The sequence below is a fragment of the beta proteobacterium MWH-UniP1 genome (assembly GCA_036362785.1).
Taxonomy (GTDB): Bacteria; Pseudomonadota; Gammaproteobacteria; order Burkholderiales; family Burkholderiaceae_A; genus Lacustribacter.
In genome coordinates this window covers 980,839-1,006,123 of record CP143625.1, presented here as the reverse complement: position 1 = coordinate 1,006,123, position 25,285 = coordinate 980,839, and the positions used below count along the sequence as shown (strand labels likewise).

Sequence of the window (25,285 nt, the reverse complement as noted above, 5' to 3'; positions counted from 1 at the left end):
TTGCTGCACGCTAAGATTGGCAACATTCACATACGTGTGGCCAACCCAAAAACGGAATTCTTGTGCCAGAAAACTTTAAACCCCAGAGTATTCGTTCGGCTCTAGACGCCATTTCCCGATCAATTTCGCCGATCCAACAGACGCAGTTCTTAGGGATACAGGAGATTGGCGGTCGGGCCTTGGCCAAAACAATTCTGAGTCCGAAAGACATTCCGGCCGCCCCACTCTCGGCCATGGATGGCTTTTCCTTTGCAAGTTCGGTGTTTAACAAAATGTCCCCAGTTCCCGACTTTCGCGTTCAAGTATCAGGGAAATCCTTAGCCGGCCATGGCCTGCAAGGACAGGCCAGTGCGGAGACTGCGGTACGAATCTTTACCGGAGCGGTCGTGCCACCGGAACACGACACCGTCATTGCCCAGGAACTCGTGGAATTAGACGACGCCACACAGACCATCCGCTTCGATACAACAGCAATTCGTGCCGGGGCCAATGTCCGGCGTCGCGGTGAAGATCTTGAAACAGGTGCAGCCGCCCTGCTTGCGGGCACCATTATTGGTCCGCGCGAGATCGCTCTGCTCGCCTCAATGGGGATTGCGAGTGTGGAAGTGACACGGAGAATTCGCGTAGCGGTGTTGTCTACCGGCGATGAGGTCACCGAACCGGGCCGGCCGCTGCCGGCTGGAAAAACCTTTGATGCCAACCGGCCCATGCTCTTGGAAATGATCCGCGGCTGCGGCGCAGAGGCGATTGATTTGGGCATTGTGAATGACGATGCGGAAAGTTTGCAGCAGGCCATCACACATGCGGCCACGATTGCCGACGCGGTGATTACATCTGGCGGCGTCAGCGTGGGCGAGGCCGATCACACCAAAACCGTGATGCAGTCGCTTGGTGATATTTCGTTTTGGAAGCTTGCGATTAAGCCTGGCCGGCCACTCGCGGCAGGCATGATCAAACGACAGATGGCATCAGTCGGGGCAAACGAAACAGGCGGGCGAGTGCCTTTTTTTGGCCTGCCGGGCAACCCGGTTGCAGCGTTTGTTACCTTCAAGGGCATTGTCGAGCCCTGCCTGCAGCAGCTTGCTGGTGTCACCCCGCAAGCCCGCCCCCCGATTCGCGCCAAACTTGCCAAAGATGCCAAAAAAGTGGCGGGCCGAACGGAGTATCTGCGCTGCACACTCACGCGCGATGCCGACAATGAATGGATTGCAGAGATATCCGCATCACAAGGTGCCGCCAGCCTGAAATCATTGGTCGACGCAGATGGTCTGGTGGTGTTGCCCCATGATGCAGGCCCACTAGCCGCAGGCACGCCAGTTGACGTCATTGTGCTTCGATAACGACATGCCAATCCGCGGATCCAACGTCAAGGCGCCTTCTGGAAATACAGCGCTTGAACTACCGCGACATTATCCGTCGCGAGAAATAAGACAAAAGATCCACCAAGACCACAAGTGCGATCATGGCCAGCAAGATGCTGCTGGTCTCACTCATTTGAAATAAGCCCATATGAAAGGCCAGCATCTGGCCAAGACCACCGCCGCCCACCACACCCAGCACGGCAGCCGCACGAATATTATTTTCCCAACGATAGAGCGTGTAGGACATCAGTTGTGGCAGCACTGTCGGGAGCGTGGCAAAAATAAATACCCGGCCCTCTGGCACGCCCGAGAGCCGTAATGCCTTTGCGGAATCTTGTGGCGCATTTTCAATCGACTCCGCAAACAGTCGGCCCAACACCCCTGTGGTGTGAAATGCCAGTGCCAAGGTTCCTGCAAATGGGCCAAGACCCGCCGAGATAATAAGTAAAGCTGCCCAGACCAGCTCTGGAATTGATCGCAACGCATTTAAAACCAAGCGCACCAAGAACTTCCAACGGGCCGGATCATCGGCGTGGGTCTTGCTTGCGGGCAGCGCCAACAAGAGCCCAAAGATCGCTGCAATCAGAGTGCCAAGCGCGGACATGGCCAGGGTCTCAAGACCTGCGATAAAAAGCTTGCTTAGAAATTTACTGTCGGTGGTGGGTGTCAGCAGCTCCCCCAGGAACTTGCCCATGCGCGCGGCACTGTCCCACGACAGCAGGCGAGACAACTGAAGATCAAGCGACCAAAAGCTTGCAACTGTTAAAAGCAATAGCCCCGTGACCACCCAGCAGACCGAGCAGTCCCAGCGCATCCAGGGGTTTGGGCCAGGCTTGGTTGGCGAATGGGTGGGTGGGGTCATAGCGAAGTGTTGGGCTGATCAGTAAGGTTGATTCAATTTCACACCAGACTTAATTCATAACGCGGCGCAGCCAACTGCTCAGTAAATCAGCAAGGCCAACGAGCAGCATGAATACGATCAGCATGGTGGCGACTTCACCGCCATTAAACATTTTCATGGAGTTATCCATCTGCTGGCCCAGGCCCCCTGCTCCCACAAATCCAAGAACGGCAGATGAACGAATCGCACACTCCCAACGATAAACGGTGTAACTCGTCAATTCCGTGGCATTTTGTGGCAGCAGGCCAAAGAAAAACGCCTGTAGCCGGCCGCTACCGTTTCGCAGCAAGGTCTTGGTGGCATGGGCATCACCACTTTCTAAAATCTCGCCATAGACCTTGCCCAGCATGCCGGCATAGGTGAGCCCAATGGCCAATACCCCTGCCGCTGGCCCCAGGCCCACTACCCGAACAAATACCAACGCCCAGATGAGTTCGGGAATACTGCGCAGCACGATCAGCACCCAACGAATGATTTGACGCACCAAAAATGGCAGGGCCTTCATGCGGCCGGAAATTGATGAGACCGACAAGACACTGGTCGATGCAATCGTCAGCGGTATGGCCAAGACCAAGGCAAGAAAAGTTCCGGCAGTGGCAATGGCAATCGTGCGCCACGACTCCTTGGCCACCATCCAAAGAAAGTCTGGCGTAATGACTGGCGGAAAGAAATCCCCCAGAAATTTGAGGGTGACTTTGAGATTGTCAGGCTCGACCAAGACCCAGGGTTTGAATTCTGTTGCCACCAAGACCGGCCCCAGAATCACCAGTGCGGCAAGCGACCAAAAGACCCGGCCCATCCAAGCCGGGTCACGCAACTCTGGACGCACTGCCGCCACTCCCATCGTTAGCGGCAATGAATGATTTTGGCGGGCTCTGGTGACGGCGAGGTGTCAGACACCTTGCTGTAGGTGTCTGACACCGTGCCTGACACCTGGGCAAGCTCATGCTCATGTTGCGCATAAAGCTCGACCAACCGTTGCGGCGTCACCTGGCCAGAGGGCAAGTCAAAGACCACGCGCCCATCGCGCAGTCCCACCACACGCGCAAACTCGCGGGTGGCCACATCAACCTGATGCAATGTGGTGATCAGTGTCACCCCACGCTCTTTTGCAGCCCGTGTCAGCACCGAGATCGCCTGGCGGGATCGGGTTGGGTCCAGGGCGGACAGGGGTTCATCCACCAGCCATAGCTTTGCAGAGCAAATAAGCGCACGGGCAAGACCTACCCGCTGCCGCTCACCCCCCGAGAGTCGATCCACTCGCTCCCAGAGTTTGTCTGCTAAATCAAACTCGGCCAGGGCCGCCTGGGCGATGTGCGCGTCACGCGGATACAGCAGGGTCAACAGACTTTGAAACAGCGACTGTTCCGGCAAGCGTGCCGCCAACAAAGCCGTGACCACCCGCTGCCGCGGCGGCAAGGGTGGCGTCTGTGGTGCGTAGAAAATCTGCCGCCGTTGTGCCTGCAAAGCGCTGGTCGAAAGTGCCCAGGGGTCTTGGCCAGCAAATTGAAGGCGGCCTGACTCTGGCGGCATGGACAGCCCCAGCACCTGCAGCAGTGTGGTCTTGCCTGCGCCAGACGGCCCAATCAAGGCGACCTGCTCGCCGGGCGCGATGCTCAGGTCGATGGATTGAATAGCCGCAGCAGCAGACTTTGCAGCCGCAGGATGCCGCGCACTGACAGCGGCCAGAGTAATGCCAATGGCCATTGACTTACTTAATCAATCCCATCAAGCGTCCGGCCTCTTCGAACTGCTTGTAGTTCTCGTTTTTGGTCGAGACGAATTTACTTGCACGAGCTAGCGTCAATATCTCCTTACCCTCTTGAGTGTTAGGGTCGATCGACAAAATGGCTTTAGTGATGCGCTCACGCAAAGCTGCTGGCATATCCGCATGCACCGACCAGTTGTAGTTAAAAAATGTTGGGGTCGTAAAAAATACATCCACCTTGCTGGTGTCCACTTTTTTCTCAGACACAAACTTTCGCCAAACCGTGATATCAAGCGCGGCAGCGGCGACCCTTCCACTTACTACAGACGCTATGGTTGCATCATGGGCACCTGAGTAGGCCAGGCGCTTAAAGTCTTTGTCAGGGTCAACACCAGCTTTGAGCAAGTTAAATCGCGGCATCAAATGACCCGAGGTACTGGATTGAGAGCCAAAACTAAATTCCTTGCCTTTTAAGTCAGAGAGCTTGGTGATTCCAGAAGTTTTCTGCGTGATAAACACAGACTGAAACTTATTGTTGTCTTCCTCACGCTGTGCGATGGCTATCACCTTGCCGCCCGATCGAATCTGGGCCTGAACATGGGTAAAGCCACCAAACCAGACCAGGTCGACTTGCTTGTTCACCAGTGCTTCGACGGCTGCGGGGTAATCATTCACCGGTGTGAACTCCACCTTCATGCCAAGGGCCTTTTCAAGATACTTGGTCATGGGGGCAAACTTACGAATCTGCTCCGAAGCGGCCTCTTCGGGAATAGTCGTGACCCGCAAGGTCTGCTGAGCAAACGCTGAAGAAAAAACCAAAGTCGCTGCAAGCGCCACAGCGCCCTTCATCATCTGACGACGAAACATGGTGAATCCTTATGTGAAAGAAGGCCCGCACGGGGCACCATAGACGTGTCGCGATCGCAAACACGGGCCAAACCTTACCACAGAATATTTAGGCGGAAGGCTGGGTCGACGCAGGGGTCTTGCAGAGATCCGCCACCCGGAATGTGCCCATCAAGCCTGCATGATGATGCTCCGACACATGGCAGTGAATCATCCAGTCGCCAGGGCTCTCGGCCACAAAGGCGATTTCCTGGGTTTTGAATGGCCAGACCAGGGTGGAATCCTTAAACGGGCCCCACTGGCCATTGGCAAGCCGCTCACGCAGCACGACCCCATGAAAGTGCATGGGATGAAACCAGGCGGTCTTGTTATCAATCAAGCAACGGACTGTGCAACCCCTCTCAAAGACATACAGCGGCTTTGGCGCAGCACCATGGGCATCCATGTGGGAGCCATGATCATTGCCCTTGCCATTGACCAGCCAGATATTTTCACGGGTGGCCTTGTTCGACAACGCCCCGCCCTCAAGCACCAGCTTTACCGACTCGGCACCCGCCAATACAGGCTCGTAGAGCAGATTCGGCGGCAGCCCCTGAAACGGCGCACGCAGAGCCTGCGGTGAGCGGCTGCTGTACTGAATGCGCGCAATCTTATTGCGCATGGCCGGAAAGAATTCATCTTCCACTTCAAAGACAGTGTTGGGTGCAGCGCTGCAGTCGAGGATTAAATCCAGACGATTGCCCGGTGAAAACAGAATTGATTCTGTCAGCGGAAACGGTGGGCATGGATGGCCATCAAAGGCAACGACCAGCGGCTGGTGACCATGAAACTTCAGGCGGAAAATGCGGGCGCTTGCCGCATTTAAAATCCGCAGACGCACGCGCTCACCAGCACGCACACTCAGATCCGCTGGAGATCGCTGACCATTGACCAACACAATATTGCCAAGCCGGCCTGCGTGGGCGGCATCGTGCAGGCTTTGAAAACCCGGCGCAATCGCGGCCTCTTTGGTGAGTTTTACATCCGAGATGACCCAGGTGACGTCTTGATCCACATCGGGCGGGATCTTCTCATCCACAATGATCGTGCCGAACAGACCCCGGCCCACTTGTTCATAGGTGGACACATGCGGGTGGTACCAAAATGTACCGGCATCGGGCAGCGCAAATTCGTAAAGAAAGTCTTCGCCCGATTTAACTGCGGCCTGTGTAATGCCAGGCACCCCATCCATGGCGTTGGGAAGACGAATGCCATGCCAGTGAATGGTCGACGGTTGGGCCAGGCGATTGCGAAATTTCACCCGTACGGTGTCGCCTTGCGTTGCGCGCAAGACTGGGCCGGGCAATAAATTATTAAAGGCCCAGACATCGGTGTAGGGGTAGTCACTTCCCAGCAATTGAAGCCTTGCTGGCTGGGCAATAAAGGTGTGCTCACGTATTCGGCCCGCCGGGCGTGCCGACCAGGCCAATGGCGGAACAGTCGCCGCAGCGGCGATTGTTAAACCTGTTTTGATAAGACCACGACGGTTCATAAGGTCGGCGGGTGACGGGTTCAACTGATATGGGCCAAGACTAACCGGTGCAGACCAGAACGCTTGGGGCAGCGGGTATCATCAACACAGCCGTAATATTTCCGGAGACCCGCAACAAATGCAACCGCTAGCGCGACTTTCCCTGGCAGCCCTGCTGGTTATCGCCCCGTCATTTGCTGCAGCGCATAGCTGCCCGCTCGAGATGTATAAGATTGACCAGGCCCTGGCGGCCAAACCAAAGCTAGACCCAGCAAGCCTGGCAAAAGTCCGCGCACTTCGCCAAGAGGCCGAGCAGCTGCACAAAGAGGAAAAACACGGCGAGGCCATGCTGGTGTTGGGCTCGGCTAAAAAAATCCTAAAAATCGACTAACGCCGCCCTCATGCGCTATCAACATCATATTTTTATCTGCACCAATGAACGCGAGGACGGCGACTGCTGTGCCAAGCGCGGTTCCTTTGGGCTTCTGAAAACCCTAAAAAACGAACTCCGCGATCGGGGCCTCGACCATGAGGGCGGCATCATGGCCACCAAGGCGGGCTGCTTCGCTAAGTGCGATCAGGGGCCCAATGTCGTGGTCTATCCCAGGGGCAGCTGGCATGTGCTCAACACCGCAGCCGATGCGGTCGCGCTGATTGATGAACTGCAATTAGGGGCTTAGTGCTCATTCCATGCTGGCACCGCGCTCGAAAGAAAATATCTCAGGCCTGATTTTGTGTGGCGGTGCTGGCCAGCGCATGGGCGGCGCAGACAAGGGACTGATCGACTTTCAGGGCCGAGCCTTGGTCGATATTGCAGTAGAGCGATTACGGCCCCAGGTGCATACAGTGATCATCAGCGCGAACCGCAATACTCAGCACTATGCGAACCGTGGGCTTAAGATCATTCAAGACATGGGTTTTCGGGAACATCAGCCCAATTTCGAAGGCCCCCTTGCCGGAATTCTGGCTGGATTGGGTGCCATGCAAACCGATTGGCTCATGGTGGTGCCCTGCGACTGCCCCCACTTTCCCACGGACATCGTCAGCACACTCGTCAAATCAACCCAACAACCCGACAGTGCTCGCGCGCAACGGGCCTGCGGTGCGGCCTATGTCCAGGGCCACCCAGTGTTTACGCTGCTTCCAAAAACCGCAAAACCCATGTTGGAAGACTACCTGCGAAGTGGCCAACGCAAACTAAATCACTGGTTCGACCAGATTGGCGCTACTGCCGTGGCCGTTGACCATGCGCTTGCCTTTCAAAACATCAACACCCCTCACGACCTCTCCAATACCCACTAACGCATGTCTGCATCGCTTCTTTCTCGTTACATTCAAGCATCCCGCCCGGCTTTTTTATCTGTCTCTGCGCTTGGCTGCATCGTGGGCGCGGCCATCACCTATGCCGGCTCTGGCAACGTTAAGCTTTGGGCGGTGGTGATTGCCATCGTCATCGCCGTCGTGGGCCAGGCCAGTGCCAACATCATTAACGATGCGGTGGATGCCATTAGCGGCACAGATGAACGCAACACCAGCCGAATATCGCCCTTTACTGGTGGCAGCCGCATCATTCAAAATCAAGTGCTTAGTCTGGAACAAGTTAAAACACTCAGCCTGATCACCATCGGACTATGCGTCGCGGCGGGTGCGCTGTTGCTTTCCATCCTGCAGGCCTGGCATCTAACTTGGATCGGCATTGTCGGTTTATTGATTGGCTGGGCCTATTCGGTAAAACCATTGGCACTGATGAGCCGTGGGGCCCTGGGGGAAGTGGCCATTGCTGCAGCCTGGGCACTGATTGTGATTGGCACCACCTTGTTAGAGAACACCACCATCTCTACGCCAGCCTGGCTGCTTGGCCTGGCCTATGGCCTGATGGTGGCCAATATTCTTTATGCCAATCAGATTCCAGACATCGCAGCGGATCAGAGCGTGGGCAAAATGACCCTTGCCGTGACCACGCCCGCCCATCAACTCTGGTGGTGGTATGCCGGCATGGCCTTATCGGCCCATGCGCTGATTTTGATCGGCATTTCGACCAATCAATTAAGTGTTTTCTGCCTGATCGGATTTATCGCCCTGCCGGTCTCCACGCAGGCGATTAAAAACCTGATGGGCATTGTCCCTGAACAGATTGGCAACCCAACATCGCGGCATCGTCAACGCATGACCGCTGCCATCAAGCAGACCATTCTTGCCGCCCACCTGTATGGACTGGGCGTATCGGTTGGGCTAGTGCTGGGCGCTTAAGTATCTAGGCCCTGGCTCGTCAGGTATTCGTCGTAAGTGCCCTTGAAGTCGGTGATCGTGCCGTCACCGCGCACTTCCAGAATACGGGTGGCCACGGCATTCACAAACTCACGGTCATGGGAGACCACAAAGAGCGTGCCCTGATATTTTTCAAGCGCCATCTGCAGTGACTCAATCGATTCCATGTCCAGGTGATTGGTGGGCTCATCGAGCATTAACACGTTGTGCCGGCCAAACATCAGGCGGCCAAAGGTCATGCGGTGCTTCTCACCACCGGATAGCACGCTCACCTGTTTGCCCACATCGTCGCCAGAAAATAAAAGCCGGCCAAGAACTGATCGCACCGACTGATCGTCATCTTCTTCTTTTTTGAACTGACTGATCCAGTCAGTGAGTGTCATCTGGGTTTCAAAATCAGAATACACGTCTTGCTGCATGTAGCCGATGTTGGCGTTTTCTGCCCACTTGTTCTCACCACTGTCGGGGTCCATGCCGCTCACAGCGGCCCCTGCGATACAACGCAGCAAGGTGGATTTACCGGCACCATTGGCCCCCACAATGGCAATCTTCTCGCCCGCCTCGACCATCATGGAGAACTTATCGATCACCGGTTTATCTCGGCCCTCAAATGTCTTAGAAATGCTCTGCACATGCACGGCGAGTCGATAGAGCTGCTTGGCCTGCTCAAATCGAATAAATGGGTTTTGACGCGACGATGGGCGGACTTCCACAGCCTCGCCCTGGAGTTTTTCAATCAGCTTACGGCGTGAGGTGGCCTGCTTGGCCTTGGATTTGTTGGCCGAAAAACGGCGCACAAAGTCTTGCAGGTCAGCGACCCGCTCTTTGCTCTTGGCATTGGCCGCCATGAGCCGGGCACGGGACTCGGTGGCCGCCAGCATGAAGTCGTCGTAGTTGCCGGGGTAAATCCGCAGCTCGCCGTAGTCCAGGTCCGCCATGTGGGTACAGACCGAATTCAGAAAGTGCCGGTCGTGGGAAATAATAATCATGGTGCTGTCACGCTCGTTCAGAATGTCTTCAAGCCACTGAATCGAGTGGATGTCCAAGTTGTTGGTGGGCTCGTCTAACAACAGCACATCTGGGTTTGAAAAGAGTGCCTGCGCCAACAAGACCCGAAGCTTCCAGCCTGGGGCAACGTCGCGCATGGGGCCATTGTGCTGCTCAATGGGAATACCCACACCCAAGAGCAATTCACCGGCGCGAGCCTCTGCCGTGTAGCCATCATATTCGGCAAACTTGGCTTCCAGATCGGCCGCCTTCATGTAGTCGTCTTCCGTGGCCTCGGGGTTGGCGTAAATCGCATCACGCTCGGTCATGGCGGCCCACATCTCCTCATGGCCCATCATGACGACATCCAACACACGGACATCTTCATAGGCGAACTGGTCCTGGCGCAGTTTACCCAGCCGAACATGGGGCTCTTTCATGACATTGCCGCCCGACGGCTCAAGATCACCACCAAGAATTTTCATAAAGGTCGACTTGCCGCAGCCGTTGGCACCGATCAAACCATAACGGTTGCCGTTATCGAATTTGGCCGAAACGTTTTCGAAAAGCGGCTTGGCGCCGAATTGCATGGTGATATTGGCAGTAGACAACATGGTCAGACGAAACTCCGAGTAACAACGTTAAAGAGTGAAACGCTGGCCCATTAAGTGGGCCAGCAAGGTTCAAGAATCAGGATGCCTTTGACCAGCGATAGGCGTTACGGAACATCTGCATCCAGGGCGAATCATCGCCAAACGACCGCAGTGAATCTGGGGCCCACGACATCTGCACCGAACGAAACACGCGCTCTGGGTGCGGCATCATGAGCGTGATCCGCCCATCGTGATTGGTAAAGCCGGTAAGCCCACCGGCCGAACCGTTCGGATTGGCGGGATAGCGCTCTGTCGCCTGGGCTGCGGTATCCACATAACGCATCACGGCATTCACGGCAGATGGGTTTGGTGCTGTTTGCGAGTGAGCAAAAACCGCACGGCCTTCGCCATGCGAGACCACCACTGGCAACACTGCGCCCGACATGCCATCAAAGAAGATCGAATTGGAATCCAGGATCTCGACCTGGGACAGCCGGGCTTCAAACTGCTCTGACCGATTACGCATAAAGGCAGGCCAGTGGGTAGCGCCCGGCACAATTTCTTTTAGGCTACTCATCATCTGGCAGCCGTTACAGACGCCAAGAGCAAACCGTGTGGGATCGGCGAAAAACTTCTCGAACTGTTCGCGCAACTCAGCATGAAACAAAATCGATTTTGCCCACCCCTGGCCTGCCCCCAGCACATCACCAAAAGAGAAACCGCCACAGGCAGCAAGGCCGGCAAAATCCGCCAGACGCACCCGGCCCGACAGCAAATCGCTCATGTGCACATCCCAGGCCTCAAACCCGGCACGATCAAACGCGGCCGCCATTTCCACTTGGCCGTTCACGCCCTGCTCGCGAATCACGGCAATCTTTGGCCTTGCCCCAACCCTGGGTGCTGACTGACTCGATCGCACCAAGGCATCAAAGCCAGCAGGCAATCGCGTCACAGGCGCTGCTGCAGAATCAATTGCCTCAAACTCTTGGGCAACTGACTCAGGGTCGTCTCTGCGCTTGGCGATCTCAAAGCTGACCTGGGACCAGGTCCGTTGCAGGGCCTTTCGTGACTGCTGATAAATGCATCTGGCGTCACGATAAATTTCAATGTTGTCGCGCGGATTCACCGTGCCGATTTCAAACGATGTTTTTGCAAGCCCATGCTGGCGCAAGATATCCATCACCGCCGATCGATTCGATTTTTCAACCTGAATCACGGCACCCAGCTCTTCTGAAAAGAGTGCGGCAATCGTTAGCTCGTCACGCTGAACCGAGACTTGTTCGGGCCGAATTTTAAAATCGCCCCAATCTGCTGCCACTGGGTCAATGGTAAGCAAATCGATATTGAGTGTGACCCCACACCGGGCGGCAAAAGCCATCTCGGCCACCGCGGCCATCAACCCGCCATCAGAGCGGTCATGGTAGGCCAACACATAATCGGTCGCATGCAAATCACGCATGGCCTGATAGAAACCCGCCAACAAATCAGTTGAATCCACATCGGGGGTCTGTTGGCCATATTGGTCGACGGTCTGCGCCAAGACAGATCCGGCCAGGCGATTCCTGCCCTGCCCCAAGTCGATCAGAATCAAAACGGTGTCGCTGGCATCACGGTTTAGTTCCGGTGTCCAGGTCTTGCGGACATCGTCTACTGGGGCCACCGCTGTCAAATTCAACGACACGGGTGAGATCACTGACTGTGTGCCCTGGGCGTCTTGCCAGACCGTGCGCATGGACAGGGAATCTTTACCCACGGGTATTGAGAGTGATAGATCCGGGCAAATTTCCTTGGCCAGCGCATGGACCGCATCAAAGAGCGCTGCATCCTGGCCAGGCTCACCACAGGCGGCCATCCAGTTGGCCGAAAGCTTGACTGTTTCCAGCGGCCCTAAGGCGGCAGCACTTAGATTGGTCAGGGCTTCACCCACCGCCATGCGCGAGGCAGCCTTGGCATTGATCACGGCCAGCGGGGAACGCTCACCCATGGCGATGGCCTGCCCACCAAGCCCATCAAAATCCCAGAGCGTGACGCCCACATCGGCAACCGGTGTCTGCCAGGGCCCCACCATCTGGTCACGGGCCGTCATGCCGCCCACCGTGCGATCACCAATGGTAATGAGAAACTGCTTGTTGGCCACCGTTGGATGAGCGATGACACGCTCAATCAAATCGGCAAGTTGGCAGCCTGAAAAATCAAATTCCGATGCCGCGATTGTTTTACGCTGCGCCAGACGATGCATCTTGGGGGGCTTGCCCAAAAGCGTTGACAGGGGCATATCCACTGGCGCTGTGCTGGATAAGGCCGACTCCGCACGCGTGTCGGACACCAGCAAACGGTCGTCATCTGTTGCCGTGCCCACCACCGCAAAGGGACAACGCTCGCGCTCACAAATCGCCTGAAAAAGCGGCAAGGATTCCGGTGCAATCGCCAACACATAGCGCTCTTGAGACTCATTGCACCAGATCTCTGCAGGCGACATGCCGGTCTCATCTAACAGAACATTGGCCAAGTCAAATTCACCGCCACGATCAGCGCCGTGCACGAGTTCGGGAAATGCATTGGATAGGCCGCCTGCGCCGACATCGTGAATCGAGAGAATTGGATTCTGACTACCCATTGCAGTACAGGCATCGATCACCTCTTGGGCGCGGCGCTGCATTTCGGGGTTACCCCGCTGCACAGAGTCGAAATCTAAGGTTTCTTGATTAGCACCCGTTTGAATCGACGAGGCTGCGCCACCGCCCATGCCAATACGCATGCCAGGGCCACCAAGCTGAATCAACAGACTGCCCACAGGAATGCCGAGCTTTTGAGTCTGATCATTTGAGATGACACCAACACCACCGGCCAGCATGATGGGCTTGTGATACCCCCAACGCTGTCCACCGACCTGCATCTCGAAGCTACGGAAATAACCCAGGATATTGGGCCGACCAAATTCGTTATTAAACGCAGCACCACCCAGCGGACCATCGATCATGATCTGCAGTGGTGATGCAATTCGCGATGGTTGATGGGGGGCTTCAGAAAAATCTAAGTTTGAAACAGTAAAGCCTGTCAGTCCCGCACGTGGCTCGGCCCCACGGCCCGTGGCGCCCTCGTCTCGAATCTCGCCGCCCGAACCTGTGGCCGCTCCCGGAAAGGGTGAGATCGCGGTTGGGTGATTATGAGTCTCGGCTTTGAGCACCGTGTGCACGGTCTGCGACTGGCCCTGATAGGCCGATGGTTTGCCGGCCTGAGGACGAAAGCGTGCGGCCTGGGCCGAATGCAAAATGGCGGCGTTATCGGCATAGGCCATCACGGTGTGCTGTGGCGTTACCGCATGGGTGTGGCGAATCATCTTAAAGAGTGATTCCGTCTGCGCAACACCATCAACCGTGAAATCGGCATTAAAAATTTTGTGCCGGCAATGCTCGGAATTCGCCTGGGCAAACATGAGCAATTCAACATCGGTCGGGTCTCGGCCCAAATCGCGATAGGCCAGCGCCAGGTATTCCACTTCGTCGTCGGATAAGGCCAGGCCCAGATTGGTGTTGGCCTGGGAAAGTGCAGCACGGGCACTATCTAAATCACCGCCCAAGGCGATTGTGTTTAAGGACGACGACTGCTTGGGGTCTAAGATGTCTTGCGGAAGATCTTGGTGAAACCAGGATTCGGTCATGCGGTCATGCAGGCAGTCTGCAATCTTGGCAATCAACGCGGTGTCTTGGGTGGCCAGGGCGATATCCACCACCATGCCGCGCTCGACCCGCTCAACATTGGTCAGACCACAGGAAAACAAAATCTCAGTGGCCTTGGTGGACCAAGGTGATAGCGTTCCGCGGCGGGGCACTACCCAGATGCGCAACGCGCCCGCTGCGGCTGGTTGCACCGGACCACTGGTATTTAAAATCGCGCCAAGCCGGCTGTCAGACGACAACGCCGCAGCCGCGCTTGGGTCTGCCGGGCGAACAAGATACACCCAATGCGATGTCAGACTTTTGACCTTCGGGGCGAGAGCCTGGATCCGGGTGAGAAGTCGGGAAACACGAAAGGGAGACAGGGCGTTTTCGCCCGCAAACAACAACAAAGAGGCCATCCCTAGATTATACGGTGCGCCCCCCGGCCAGCCGCAGAATATGGTCGCAGCGCTCGGCCAGCTCGGCCGCATGGGTCACCAGAACCACTGTGGTGCCATGACGGGATCGCAGCTCAAACAGCAGCTTGGTGATGAGTTCCCCATTGGCGGCATCCAGGCTGCCCGTTGGCTCATCGGCAAAGATCAGTTTGGGCTGTGTGACAAAGGCCCGCGCCAGCGCCACCCGCTGCTGCTCTCCGCCCGACAGTGTCTTGGGGAAATGGGTCTTGCGGCTGCCCATGCCCACCTGGTCCAGCATATCGGCGGCACGCTTTGCGGCATCCCGCACCCCAACAAGCTCCAGCGGCAGCATCACGTTTTCAAGGGCATTCAGGTGGCCCAGAAGCTGAAACGATTGGAAGACGAAACCCAAGACGCCATTTCGGCGGGCCGCCCTGACATCTTCAGCCAACTGATCAATACGCTCACCAAACCAGAAGACTTCGCCCGAAGTTGGCGTGTCTAAGCCCGCCAGAATGCCCAATAAAGTCGATTTACCGCTGCCAGAAGCACCTAAAATGGCCAGTGAGCCGCCTGCGTCAAGCGACATCGAGACATCTCGCAAAATATCAATGGAACCTGCGCTGTCAGAAACCGTCTTTGTAATGGATTTCGCCTGAATCGCTATCAATGAACTCTTCCTTCTTTCGAAAAATCGTTGCCCCGCTGTTGCCCCTGCTGCTTGGCCTAGTCATGGCCCAAGCCAGCTTCGCCCAACAGACCAGCCCCGAACAATCTCCGCGCATCTTGGTCTTTGGCGACAGCTTATCTGCAGAGTATGGCCTAAAGCGCGGTAGCGGCTGGGTGAGACTCATGGAAGACCAACTGAAAAAAGAAGGGTTCCCCCACACCGTCATGAACGCCAGCATCTCGGGTGAGACCACGGCGGGCGGCCTTACCCGACTTCCCACGCTGCTAAAGAAATACAAGCCCAGCATTTTGATTCTTGAGCTTGGCGCCAATGACGGCCTGCGCGGGCTTCCGATTCGCGAGACCCGTGGCAATCTGGACAAAATGATGCAGGCTGCAAGCAGCATCGGCGCCAAGACGGTCTTGGTCGGTATCCAGGTTCCGCCAAACTATGGCCGTGATTACACCCAGCGGTTCCAGGGCCTCTTTACCGATCTGGCCAAGTCCCGTAACGCACCACTGGTGCCTTTCTTGCTCGACGGAATCGCCGAGGATCGGGCCATGTTTCAGGCCGATGAGATTCACCCCAACGAAAAAGCCCAGCCCCGGCTCTTTCAGAATGTCTGGCTGGCCCTAAGACCCGTGCTTAACGGCACTATGGCCAGTGAGTCTGCCTTGAGTCGACCCTGAGTCGGCCCTGAGTCGGCCCTGAAAACACCAACGGCCGTTTTCACGGCCGCTGATGTCTCCCCCTGCTGTTACTGCCGATCTACTGCTTGAACTTGTAGTAGCTGTCGTTGAGATAACGACCCACGTGCTGAATTTCTTCTTCAAACCACCCCGCCTGGGTGCGGTTATTACAAAACTCAATCATGCCCCGCAGCTGGGCAATGTTTGTAGATTTGCGAAACATCTCGTCGGAATAGAGTTGGGTGCCGTTTTTGTCCGGAAACATGCTGTTGTGGCAGGACACACAACGGGGATCATGCAGTGCCTTACCCGTTGCTGCATTTCCCTTTGGAAAGGGATTGGCCTGCGCCATGGCACTGCCCAGGCACAAGGCTGCGGCCAGACCACCGGCCCCCAAGCGTTTTAATACACCGTTATTCATGCGCCCCCCTTTTTCGCGGTTCTGGACAATGATCGGTCTAGTCAGCGGTTTAGGCAATGCCCGAATACTTCTCAACGCCAATCAAACGCGGCACATTGAGTTTGCGCGGTGTAATCCGCTTTTTAGCTTTAAGCCACGTTTCGACCACTTCCCAAATCGGCTCGCCCTTGGCCCCTTCTGCAACCGGTGCCCAGCCCGCAACCTTGTAGGTTTTCTTGGCATCAATCGGCTTGCCATTTAAGCGCATGTCAGTGATGCGGCTGCCCTGCTTGGCACCCGGCTCGCAGGCATAGGTCAGGCCACCCACACGGACCATGTCGCCGCCCTGCTGATAATAGGGATCGGGGTTAAACAGGTTATCGCAAACGTCTTCCAAGACAGTTTTAATGAACTCACCCGTCATGTCGGTTACCGTGGTGTAGGGATAAGTGATCGCGGTTTGATCCATCACGTGCTCACGGGTAATGGCCTGGCCCGACAAGATACTGGTTCCCCAACGGAATCCTGGCGAGAAGGCGATTTCGGCGCCCTTCACTTCCATCAGTGCGTCACAGATCAATTGGTCAAAGGTGCCGTTAAAGTTGCCACGGCGATAAAGCAGTCCATCGGTCACGGCGAGCTTCTCTTCAAGCTTGGCCTTATACGGTGCACGGACTTTGTCAATCAAGGCCTGCATGTCTTTATCGGCGGGCAGCATGTTGGCAAACACGGGCAGCAGTGAGTACTTAAAGCCTGCCACTTTTCCGTCGCGCACATCAAAATCCATCACACCCAAGAATTTGGAATTAGAACCTGCATTGGTCACCAGGGTCTTGCCGCCTGGGTTTTCCACAATCACAGGCTGGGGCACACCGTCGTGGGTATGGCCGCCAAAGATCGCATCAATACCACGCACACGAGACGCCATTTTCAAATCCACGTCCATACCGTTGTGGGAGATCACCACCACCACCTTGGCGCCTTTTTTACGGACTTCGTCCACGATCTTTTGCATGTTGTCGTCTTGGATACCAAAGGTCCAATCCGGCACCATGTAACGCGGGTTGGCAATCGGAGTGTAGGGAAAGGCCTGGCCAATCACCGCCACCGGAATGCCGTTTTGCTCACGAATCACATATGGTTTGAATACCTGATCACCAAAATCGGTGGTTTTCACGTTTTGGGCCAGGAATTCAATATTGCCCGCGAAATCTTTTTTCACAATCTCTTCAACGCGCTTGGCGCCGAGTGTGAATTCCCAGTGGGGACTCATCATATTCACGCCCAACAATTTGCAGGCGTCGACCATGTCTTGGCCATTGGTCCACAGCGCTGTGGCCGATCCCTGCCAAGTGTCACCGCCGTCAAACAAAAATGCATTGGGCCGGTCTGACCGCATTTTTTTCACCAGGGTGGCCAGGTGGGCAAAGCCGCCCACCTTGCCGTAGGCCTTGGCAGACTTTTCAAAATCAAGATACGTGAAGGCGTGCGACAAAGCGGTGTTCGCAGGAACCTTGTGGAACTTTAAAAATTCTTCACCAACAAAATGCGGAGGGCGGCCATTCATCACCCCCAGGCCAATGTTGACATTGGGCTCACGAAAATAAATCGGTGTGAGCTGAGCGTGGCAGTCGGTGAAGTGCAAGAAACTCACGTTGCCGTACTTTGGAATGTCATAGATCTTTTCGCCTTTGGTGGCGGCGTTCGCAGCAGACGCCCAAGAGCCAAACATTCCACAGGCCGAACCTGCTGCCATGACATTCAAAAATTCGCGACGATCGAGTTGCATGTGCTTAATCCTATAGATGCATAAATCGAATTAAAAAAAGGGCCCGGCACCCTGCCGAGCCCCCGATTAAATTACTTGTTGACGGGTGATTCTGGATCCAAGAGCAGCGCCATCAGATGTTTCATCTGGTCTTCGGTCAAAATGCCCTGATGCCCAAAACGGGGCATATTGGTGCAGGCATTAAACGCCTTGGCGTTATAAATCTTGCCCCAGGTGTACTTCACCACCGCTTCACTGTTGCCACGCAGCTTGCCGTAGTTATAAAGCGTTGGACCGAGTGTGCCGTGGGAAATTTCTTCCTTGCTGATCTGGTGGCAGTTGTAACAGTTCCCCCCATTAGGCGTGCCGGCCTTGTCGCTATAGGTGCTGCCGCGACCATCTTGGGCAAGTCGCTCCCCCTGTTTCCAATCGCCCAAGAACTTGCCGTCTGCGGGGTACTTGATCGTGGAGAATTCCGCCTGCTCAAGTTTGCGGGTCATGTCCCCCGATAGCGGTGTCTTGGTGAGATCGGCCTGAGAGCAGGCCAGGTTCAGATCGTCTTGCTTGATACGATCTTTTTTAGCAATGCCTTTTTCGGAAAACGAGCGTGCGACTGCATCGCTGGCCATCTTATCGAGTTCAGCAGTGCTATACACGGTGGCGCAGCCTGCGAGTACGACCGAAAGACCCGCAATCATCAATGTTGATTTTTTCATGTGTTGGTCTCCCTGATTAGCGCTTGATGGTGGGGGCCAGAGATTTTTGGCCTTTACCAGTGACACCCATGTAGCTGGACAGGGCGATGGTCACATCCGAGCCAAACTCCACATAGGGGAATCGCTGCTGACGGAAGCAGTCTTCCAATCGTTTTTGCATGGGCCAGAGCTGGGAGTTCGACACACGATAGGCCGGCCATGATGTGAAGGCTTTTCCTGCTGGCTCATTCTGAGTCAAGTTCGGCAGGCCCTGCAGGCGAATCCGCTTGCCATCTTCGGCGTGGCAGGTGGCGCAGGCAAAGTCATAGGGGCCGGCACGGTAAAAGAAAATCCGCTTGCCCATTTCATACATCCGCTTTTCCTCGGGATGAGAAACCGGCACATTGACTGGCATACCACGGGATTCCGATGCAATCCAAGCCACCAGCGAGATGATGTCTTTGTGATCATCACGATCATAGACTGCCGCTTTGGCTTTAATGCCCTGATGCTGGTCCATGCAAGTTACCAGTCGAGTTTCAAGGTCTTGCACCTTTTTGGTGTCTTCGAAGTAACGGGGTAAGGAGACATAGGCACCCTTCACCACACCAGGCCCAAGGCCCAAGTCACACTTTTCAAGCGAAGCATTTTTCGGCCCACGCTTTTTCTTCCACAGGTCTTCCCCCTTGGCTTCCCAGAGTTCTGCGGGGTTGCCATCGGCCACCAACTCACGGTAGCGATCAATCGCTTTTTCAGCATCGGTCTGGGCCATGGCAGGCAAGGCAAAAGATGCGCCAAGGACAGATGCGAGCATGAGCCGTTTCACTTTTGACTGAAACATGTTCGTCTCCTAAACTTTTGATACAGCTGTTTTAGAAAATCATCGGGTGCCTGGCACAGCCAAGGCACCCTTCACACATCCGTCGAATTCAACCGACGGATTCACCCAACATTAGGCAACCGTTGCCTCGTCGGTACGCTTCTCACCCCGGTTGTCAACCCAGGTCACCGTGATCTTGTCACCGGCTTTGCCCTTGGCCTTGAATTGCAGGAAGGGGTTTTTAGAAATTGCAGCACCCCACTGGGCCGACATCACGGTCTTGCCATTAAGCTGGCAGGTGACTTCCTGAATAAACCACGCGGGGATGAGTTTGCCAGCGGAATCTTTACGCTGACCAGTTTCCATTTCATGGGCCATCAAGACACGGGCGTCAACGACACCATCAGCAGCACGGGCACGGATACGCATTGGATCTGCCATTTAATTCTCCTTAACTTATTTCTTTGTTCGGTTCTGTGATTCTGAGTTGGGCAAGGGGCCAATTAGCCGCCGCAACCACCCAGGGTGACTTTGATTTCTTTCTTGGCCATGAAGAACTTGCCGTCGGCCTTCACGATCGCAATCACATCTGAGCTCTGGCCCATCTTCACACGCATGGACACATCAGGAAGAGAGTCAGCAGTGAACTCATAAAAACCAGCCATCATGGTGGGGTTCTTTTCCACCAAGAGCGCAATCATTTCGGTCTTGGGCAGTTTTGATGCAATGCCAACCGGCACCACGGCACCGTTTTCAGCGATATCCGGCGATGTGATCACGATATCGGCACTGTTGGGCGCCGATGCGATGCCCATGGCCTTTAAGGTGTCAGGCATGGTCTTGGTATCGAACCAATCTTTTTTCCAGGCAGCCAGCGCGGGATTGGCTGCAAAAAAACCCATCGATGCCAGGGCCGTATAGACCGCTGCACCACCACCCGCCTTGAGCACGGAACGACGTGAAATACTCATTGTGACTTCTCCTCTTGTCTAAAAAATCAATGCCGAGTGGTTACTTGGCACCATCAAGAACCCACTGCACAACGGCAGCTAGTTCATTGTCCTTCACTGCGGAGTTGGCGGGCATTGGTATTGGTCCCCATGTGCCCACGCCACCATTTTTAACCTTTTGGGCCAGCATGGCGGGCGCTTTCGCATCCCCTTTGTACTTCTTCGAAATATCTGCCCACGATGGGCCCACTAGTTTGGCCGCCGGTGCATGACAGGCCACACAGTTATTACGCTTAGCGATATCGGCACCACTTGGGCCCGCAGCGGGCTTTGCACCGCCAGCAGCCGGTGTGGCTGCTGGCGGTGCAGCAGCCACGGCAGTAGCAGCTGGTGCTGCAGAGACTGCGGGTGCTGCGGGTGCTGCCGAAGTCGGCCCTGGCGTGGCGCCTGGTTTAGAGGTGTCAATCGCACGTGCCGGACCAATCGGACGATGTTGCTCCATTAAGTTGCCGTGGGCGTCACGCGCCGAGGCTGGCAGACTTGATGAGACCTTCATCGTGGTTGGGCAGTCCTTCATGCACAACGTGTTTTGCACATCAGGCTTGCCTTTTACATCCCAGAGCCCATGCTTTTCCGTCATGCCATTGCGGTTGGGCATTCGTTTTTGGACTTCCGCGATATTTTTATCCGACAGGACAAAATTCTCGGGCACGACTTCAGCCAAATTCAGAATGTAGGCCACCACCGAATAGACTTCTTCAGTGGTCAGGGTCTTCGGGTTCGTCCAGGGCATGGCACGGTTGATGTAGTCCCACAGCGTCGACACAGTGGCGACTTTCATCATGGTCGTACGCTGGGGAAAGTCCAGCCGGGTCAGATTGGCCACACGGCCAGTCTCAATATCTTTTTTCGTCGTGCCGCCAATAATCGGCGTGAAGACTTCAGTGCTCTCACCAAACACGCCATGGCAGGAAGCGCACTTGGCCTCCCAGACATCTTGGCCCTTGGCCACAGACCCCGAGCCTGCAGGCAAGCCCTTAAAGTCTGGACGAACATCAATATCCCATGCCTTGATCTCAGCAGGCGTTGCGGTGCGGCCAATACCAGCCAGATTGGGCTTTCCCTGGGCCAATGCAGCACCCGATAACAGGGCGCCTGACACCATGACTGCGGCAAGCGCCGACGACGACATGAGCCTGGCTGATTTAGTAAACCTGAACATTGCTCACCTCCCCGTTTTCGGCAACTTTCCATGACTGAATCGCGTTCTGGTGATAGATCGAACGTGTGCCACGGACTTCACGTAATTGATTCAGTTTGGGCTGTACGTAACCCGTGTCGTCTTGCGCACGGGATTGCAAAATGGCGGGTCCGCCATCCCAGACCCAGTCGATATTGAAACGAGTAAAGGCCTTGGTGAGCACCGGCGTCTCAAGCCGCGCGGTGCGCCAGTTTCGGCCACCATCCACCGACACATCAACACGCTTAATCTTGCCGCGGCCCGACCATGCCAGGCCACTGATGTTGTAGAACCCCTTATCAAGCAGGGTCTGCCCACCCGATGGCGTGGTGATGACCGACTTGGTTTCCTGGATTCCCGTGTATTGACGATGCAGACCGTCGGGCATGAGATCAATGTAATGAATGGCCTCGTCTTTGGCGGCCCACTTCTGGTCACCCACTTCAATACGACGCAGCCACTTCACCCACGACACCCCCTGAATACCCGGCACCACAAGACGCAAGGGATAACCGTTTTCTGGGCGCAGCATTTCGCCATTCATGCCATAGGCCACGATGACATCATCTAGGGCACGATCCAATGGAATGGTGCGGGTCATGCCCGATCCGTCGGCGCCCTCGGCCAAAATAAATTTGGCCTGCTTCATGTCGATGCCACAGTCGTCCAACAACACTTTCAGCGGCACGCCGGTGAATTCACTGCACGACACCATGCCGTGGGAATATTGCACCGTGGGCACGGCCACATTGCCCCACTCCATGGCGGTATTCGCGCCGCACTCAATAAAATGAATACGCGAGACCGATGGCAGACGCATGATGTCATCCATGGTGTAGACCTTGGGGTTCTTCACCATGCCCATCACCATCAACCGGTGTTTACTGGGATCGATATCCCACCAGCCTTGGTGATGACGTTCAAAATGCAGACCGCTTGGCGTGATGATGCCAAAGGTGCCTTGCAAGGGAGTAAAGGCCACTGATGCCGCTGACACACGCGTTAGACCAGGGCTCTCGCGGCGCTGCAATCCTTTTTCGTATTGCGACGGCATGCCATAAGGGTTGGCCGCAACCGGCATCCCCAGGCCCGTGGAATGCGCCGGCAGATTCAAAATATTGGGGTCACCCTGGCCGACAGCGGCCTGGGCACTGCGTGAACCACTCGCCAGCCCCAGGGCTGCCATGGAGGCTGCCGCCGAAGAGACCGATGCCGCCAGAAACTTGCGCCGCATCAGCGCCGGGTTTTTCACATCTTCCTTGGTCAGGAAGTTTTCAGGAGCCTTGATCAGGCGGCCTGATTTTTTTACTTCGTTAGACATCCAACCCTCCCCAGAGTTGTGGTGTTGACTTGTTGAACTCTTTTAAAAACCTGATGAAACCGTGTTTCCGGGCAATTACTGCCCCCCTGCCATGCGTACACAAACCAGACGACACAAATCAGTCAATGTCGAATCAGAGACCTTGTAAAAAACCGATGTGCCAGCACGGCGGCGAGACAAAACACCCGAACGATGCAGCAGCGCCAAATGACGCGAGACATTGGGCTGTGGCAGGCCGGTCTGCTCGACAACTTCCTGGACCGAACACTCGGTGTGACAGATGGCCTGGATGATCCGCAGTCGCGAAGGCTCTGAAAGCAAAGAAAAGTACGCCGATGCCTTTTCAAAAACCGCAGATAAGGCAGGATCTGCAGCGTCTATTGGCGGCATTGCCGCGCGGGCTGGATCAAAGGGGTTGATCGACCCCTGCGTTGTTTTAATAGCTCCCATGGTTCGCGACAATATGCTTATGTAAGCATATAGTCAAGAACCAGTCGTGACGCGGCGCACAAGACTTTTTGACCAAAAAGTCAGTAAGCTTTGGGCGCCCCAAATGGGCGCTAGATATCGCCCCGTAAAACGCGCACGTTAGACTCAATTAGATTCACGCAAATTCGACCACCCAAGGACGCAAGCTTGGCCCAAGACATTTATTTCGCTGCAGCCGACATCAGCAAGGCCATTACCAAGGCCAAGACCGAGCAGATCATGATCGCGGCACTCTACACATCGGAGCACTGCCCCTTTTGCATTGCGATTAAAAAAGAGCAGCTCAGCCCAAGGATGCGTTCCAACGCGACGCCACGGCTGATGGTGGTGGAATTTGACGTGGATAGCCGCGCTCCCATTGATTTTCCCAACGGCACCCGATTGACCGTTAAAGAATGGGGCAGTCGATATCAGTTAAAACTCACGCCCACTTTAGTCATGCTCGACTTCGACGCAAAACCGACCAGCGAGCCCTTGGTGGGCTATGCATCGCGGGATTATTACGCGGTTTACCTTGAAGAAAAGATTCAATCCGCGCAGACTCGACTTAAATTGAAACCCTAACCATGACCACTACCCCAGCCACCGGATCAAGCCAAGACATTCGCTCGGACCACCCCCAGCGTTACGCCCTCCACAACGAGATCCATGCGCGCCCACCAATTGCGCTTTGGTCCAATGAACGCGTGATTAGCCAGGTCTTTGTGCTGGATGCGATTAGCCGCCGTCAGCACACCACCTGGATCGATAAAGCAAGCGCAGGCTTTGTCGTCCACCAGGGAACCGCCCATAACCAATCCATCCGTGTCTTGGAGCTTGCGCCAGAGCCCAGCCGAATCCTGCTGAAGTGGGAAATGCATGGTGAGTTTGTGGTTATCACATTGTTCGCACAGCAGACCAGCGCAACATCATTTGCCAGCCGAACCGAGGTGCTCGAGCGTGCCGGCCAATTGATGGAAAAAACAGCCGGCCAAAGCCTAAATGAGCTCACCGGCCAGCGCATCATGGCCGTGGATATTGTGTTGGAAAATGCGCCGCCCTACCCCGATGCCTATGAAGTCGCCAAACGTTTTCGGGGCAACACCGTGGTGGGCAGCGTGATCACATCCAACCAAAACGCCCAGCTGTGGACCGATTTGATGTTGGACGACGCCGGTTTTGTGCAGATGATTGTGCGTGGTGTGGATATCGGCAGCCGTCAGGCCGGCCGCGCTATTCAACGCCTGATCGATGTAGAAACCTATCGCATGATGGCCTTACTCGCACTGCCCAACGCCAAGGCACTTGCAGGACCATTGCGGGCTGCCGAAATGGAGCTGGCCAAAGTCTCGGAAAAAATCGCAGCCGCCCAGAAAAACACCGCGATTGATTTAAGTATTGATGCGCAATTGCTGGGCGATGTCTCAGCGCTTGCTGCACAAGTAGAAGGCTGGATCTCGGCCAACGGCCTGCGGTTTACCGCAGCCGAGGCCTACCACGAACTGGTGAAGCGCTCGCTTGCCGAGATGCACGAGACCACCATTCCAGGGGTGCAGATGCTCAACACTTTTATGGATCGCCGCTTTGAGCCGGCCATGCGCACCTGCCGCTGGACCGTGCGTCGCTTGGGCAATCTGTCGGATCGCATTTCGCGCACCACCCAGATCCTGAAAACCCGCATTGAATTTGTTAACGAATCACAACAACAGGCCCTGCTGGCCAGCATGGACCGTCGCGCCAAGTTACAACTGCGGCTTCAGCAGACGGTGGAAGGCCTATCGATCATTGTGATGACCTATTACGCCACAAGCCTGCTGCAATATGTAGCAAAGGGTCTAAAGGAAGTCGGCGTTGCAGCAGCCGATCCCGAAATTGTCGGCCTGGTGTCGGTCCCGGTGATTGCCATTGGCCTCTATGCCTATCTCACAGCACGACGCAAGCGCCAGCCGCCCATTTAAGTCAGCCGTTTTACTGCATGGTTGTGTTCTCTTGTAAGCGCTGTCACTTCAGTG

Annotated in this window: 25 protein-coding genes; 8 read left to right on the top strand and 17 right to left on the bottom strand. The window is 55.5% G+C overall.

The genetic code is table 11. From position 1 onward, the window contains the following. The first annotated feature begins 62 nt into the window (after positions 1 to 62). Positions 63 to 1,340, top strand: coding sequence for a gephyrin-like molybdotransferase Glp (gene glp / locus AOB54_04930; protein WVN42715.1), 1,278 nt, complete (start codon positions 63 to 65; stop codon positions 1,338 to 1,340). 58 nt (positions 1,341 to 1,398) lie between these two features. Here the strand turns inward: glp and phnE are convergent, their stop codons facing one another. From phnE to AOB54_04905, 5 genes are all read right to left on the bottom strand, one after another. Then, on the bottom strand, positions 1,399 to 2,175 hold the full coding sequence (gene phnE, locus AOB54_04925) for a phosphonate ABC transporter, permease protein PhnE (GenBank protein WVN42768.1): 777 nt from the start codon (positions 2,173 to 2,175) through the stop codon (positions 1,399 to 1,401). A 97-nt stretch (positions 2,176 to 2,272) separates the two neighbouring features. Then, positions 2,273 to 3,106 (bottom strand): ABC transporter permease, encoded by an 834-nt coding sequence (locus tag AOB54_04920; protein ID WVN42767.1) that lies wholly within the window; start codon positions 3,104 to 3,106, stop codon positions 2,273 to 2,275. Between the two features lie 2 nt (positions 3,107 to 3,108). Next, a complete protein-coding gene (locus AOB54_04915; GenBank protein ID WVN42766.1) occupies positions 3,109 to 3,963 on the bottom strand; it encodes an ATP-binding cassette domain-containing protein in 855 nt (284 codons plus the stop codon). Between the two features lie 10 nt (positions 3,964 to 3,973). After that, a complete protein-coding gene (locus AOB54_04910; GenBank protein WVN42714.1) occupies positions 3,974 to 4,837 on the bottom strand; it encodes a putative selenate ABC transporter substrate-binding protein in 864 nt (287 codons plus the stop codon). 88 nt (positions 4,838 to 4,925) lie between these two features. After that, a complete protein-coding gene (locus AOB54_04905) occupies positions 4,926 to 6,347 on the bottom strand; it encodes a multicopper oxidase family protein (protein ID WVN42713.1) in 1,422 nt (473 codons plus the stop codon). A gap of 118 nt (positions 6,348 to 6,465) precedes the next feature. Here AOB54_04905 and AOB54_04900 point away from each other — a divergent pair, with 118 nt between their 5' ends. From AOB54_04900 to AOB54_04885, 4 genes are read left to right on the top strand one after another with little or no spacing between them, the layout of a single operon-like run. Next, positions 6,466 to 6,717 (top strand): hypothetical protein, encoded by a 252-nt coding sequence (locus tag AOB54_04900; protein WVN42712.1) that lies wholly within the window; start codon positions 6,466 to 6,468, stop codon positions 6,715 to 6,717. Between the two features lie 10 nt (positions 6,718 to 6,727). Next, positions 6,728 to 7,006 (top strand): (2Fe-2S) ferredoxin domain-containing protein, encoded by a 279-nt coding sequence (locus AOB54_04895; GenBank protein WVN42711.1) that lies wholly within the window; start codon positions 6,728 to 6,730, stop codon positions 7,004 to 7,006. A gap of 10 nt (positions 7,007 to 7,016) precedes the next feature. Further along, positions 7,017 to 7,628: a molybdenum cofactor guanylyltransferase MobA gene (gene mobA / locus AOB54_04890; GenBank protein WVN42710.1), complete on the top strand. Its 612-nt coding sequence runs from the start codon at positions 7,017 to 7,019 to the stop codon at positions 7,626 to 7,628. Positions 7,629 to 7,631: 3 nt separating this feature from the next. Beyond that, complete coding sequence (locus AOB54_04885; protein WVN42709.1) at positions 7,632 to 8,576, top strand: prenyltransferase; 945 nt, start codon at positions 7,632 to 7,634, stop codon at positions 8,574 to 8,576. Here the strand turns inward: AOB54_04885 and AOB54_04880 are convergent. The 3 genes from AOB54_04880 to AOB54_04870 all read right to left on the bottom strand — a co-directional run bounded on the left by AOB54_04880 (position 8,573) and on the right by AOB54_04870 (position 14,841). Continuing rightward, positions 8,573 to 10,195, bottom strand: a complete 1,623-nt coding sequence (locus tag AOB54_04880; protein WVN42708.1) for an ABC-F family ATPase — start codon at positions 10,193 to 10,195, stop codon at positions 8,573 to 8,575. The two genes, AOB54_04885 and AOB54_04880, sit on opposite strands and share 4 nt — an antisense overlap. A gap of 76 nt (positions 10,196 to 10,271) precedes the next feature. Continuing rightward, positions 10,272 to 14,252 (bottom strand): phosphoribosylformylglycinamidine synthase, encoded by a 3,981-nt coding sequence (gene purL / locus AOB54_04875; GenBank protein ID WVN42707.1) that lies wholly within the window; start codon positions 14,250 to 14,252, stop codon positions 10,272 to 10,274. Positions 14,253 to 14,259: 7 nt separating this feature from the next. Beyond that, a complete protein-coding gene (locus AOB54_04870) occupies positions 14,260 to 14,841 on the bottom strand; it encodes an ABC transporter ATP-binding protein (protein ID WVN42765.1) in 582 nt (193 codons plus the stop codon). 80 nt (positions 14,842 to 14,921) lie between these two features. Between AOB54_04870 and AOB54_04865 the strand changes: the two genes are divergently transcribed. Next, complete coding sequence (locus tag AOB54_04865; GenBank protein WVN42706.1) at positions 14,922 to 15,611, top strand: arylesterase; 690 nt, start codon at positions 14,922 to 14,924, stop codon at positions 15,609 to 15,611. Between the two features lie 79 nt (positions 15,612 to 15,690). Here the strand turns inward: AOB54_04865 and AOB54_04860 are convergent, their stop codons facing one another. The 9 genes from AOB54_04860 to AOB54_04820 all read right to left on the bottom strand — a co-directional run bounded on the left by AOB54_04860 (position 15,691) and on the right by AOB54_04820 (position 23,255). Next, entirely contained in the window at positions 15,691 to 16,032 is a 342-nt protein-coding gene (locus tag AOB54_04860) for a cytochrome c (GenBank protein ID WVN42705.1), read from the bottom strand. 49 nt (positions 16,033 to 16,081) lie between these two features. After that, positions 16,082 to 17,800: a thiosulfohydrolase SoxB gene (gene soxB / locus AOB54_04855; protein ID WVN42704.1), complete on the bottom strand. Its 1,719-nt coding sequence runs from the start codon at positions 17,798 to 17,800 to the stop codon at positions 16,082 to 16,084. A 71-nt stretch (positions 17,801 to 17,871) separates the two neighbouring features. After that, positions 17,872 to 18,495: a sulfur oxidation c-type cytochrome SoxX gene (soxX, locus tag AOB54_04850; protein ID WVN42703.1), complete on the bottom strand. Its 624-nt coding sequence runs from the start codon at positions 18,493 to 18,495 to the stop codon at positions 17,872 to 17,874. Positions 18,496 to 18,511: 16 nt separating this feature from the next. Continuing rightward, positions 18,512 to 19,246 (bottom strand): sulfur oxidation c-type cytochrome SoxA, encoded by a 735-nt coding sequence (gene soxA / locus AOB54_04845; GenBank protein ID WVN42764.1) that lies wholly within the window; start codon positions 19,244 to 19,246, stop codon positions 18,512 to 18,514. Positions 19,247 to 19,426: 180 nt separating this feature from the next. Further along, complete coding sequence (soxZ, locus tag AOB54_04840) at positions 19,427 to 19,735, bottom strand: thiosulfate oxidation carrier complex protein SoxZ (protein ID WVN42702.1); 309 nt, start codon at positions 19,733 to 19,735, stop codon at positions 19,427 to 19,429. Positions 19,736 to 19,797: 62 nt separating this feature from the next. Next, complete coding sequence (gene soxY, locus AOB54_04835; GenBank protein WVN42701.1) at positions 19,798 to 20,265, bottom strand: thiosulfate oxidation carrier protein SoxY; 468 nt, start codon at positions 20,263 to 20,265, stop codon at positions 19,798 to 19,800. A gap of 40 nt (positions 20,266 to 20,305) precedes the next feature. Next, positions 20,306 to 21,466 carry a c-type cytochrome gene (locus AOB54_04830; GenBank protein WVN42700.1) on the bottom strand — a complete coding sequence of 387 codons (1,161 nt, stop codon included), beginning with the start codon at positions 21,464 to 21,466 and terminating at the stop codon, positions 20,306 to 20,308. Then, positions 21,450 to 22,805: a sulfite dehydrogenase gene (gene soxC, locus AOB54_04825; protein WVN42699.1), complete on the bottom strand. Its 1,356-nt coding sequence runs from the start codon at positions 22,803 to 22,805 to the stop codon at positions 21,450 to 21,452. The genes AOB54_04830 and soxC overlap by 17 nt, the downstream gene beginning before the upstream one ends. A gap of 75 nt (positions 22,806 to 22,880) precedes the next feature. Continuing rightward, positions 22,881 to 23,255: a metalloregulator ArsR/SmtB family transcription factor gene (locus AOB54_04820; protein WVN42698.1), complete on the bottom strand. Its 375-nt coding sequence runs from the start codon at positions 23,253 to 23,255 to the stop codon at positions 22,881 to 22,883. Positions 23,256 to 23,441: 186 nt separating this feature from the next. Here AOB54_04820 and AOB54_04815 point away from each other — a divergent pair, with 186 nt between their 5' ends. Both AOB54_04815 and AOB54_04810 read left to right on the top strand, forming a co-directional pair. Next, the gene (locus AOB54_04815; protein WVN42697.1) at positions 23,442 to 23,858 is read left to right on the top strand and encodes a thioredoxin fold domain-containing protein; all 417 of its coding nucleotides are present in this window, start codon (positions 23,442 to 23,444) and stop codon (positions 23,856 to 23,858) included. Positions 23,859 to 23,860: 2 nt separating this feature from the next. Next, a complete protein-coding gene (locus AOB54_04810; protein WVN42696.1) occupies positions 23,861 to 25,231 on the top strand; it encodes a DUF3422 domain-containing protein in 1,371 nt (456 codons plus the stop codon). Positions 25,232 to 25,285: the final 54 nt, after the last annotated feature.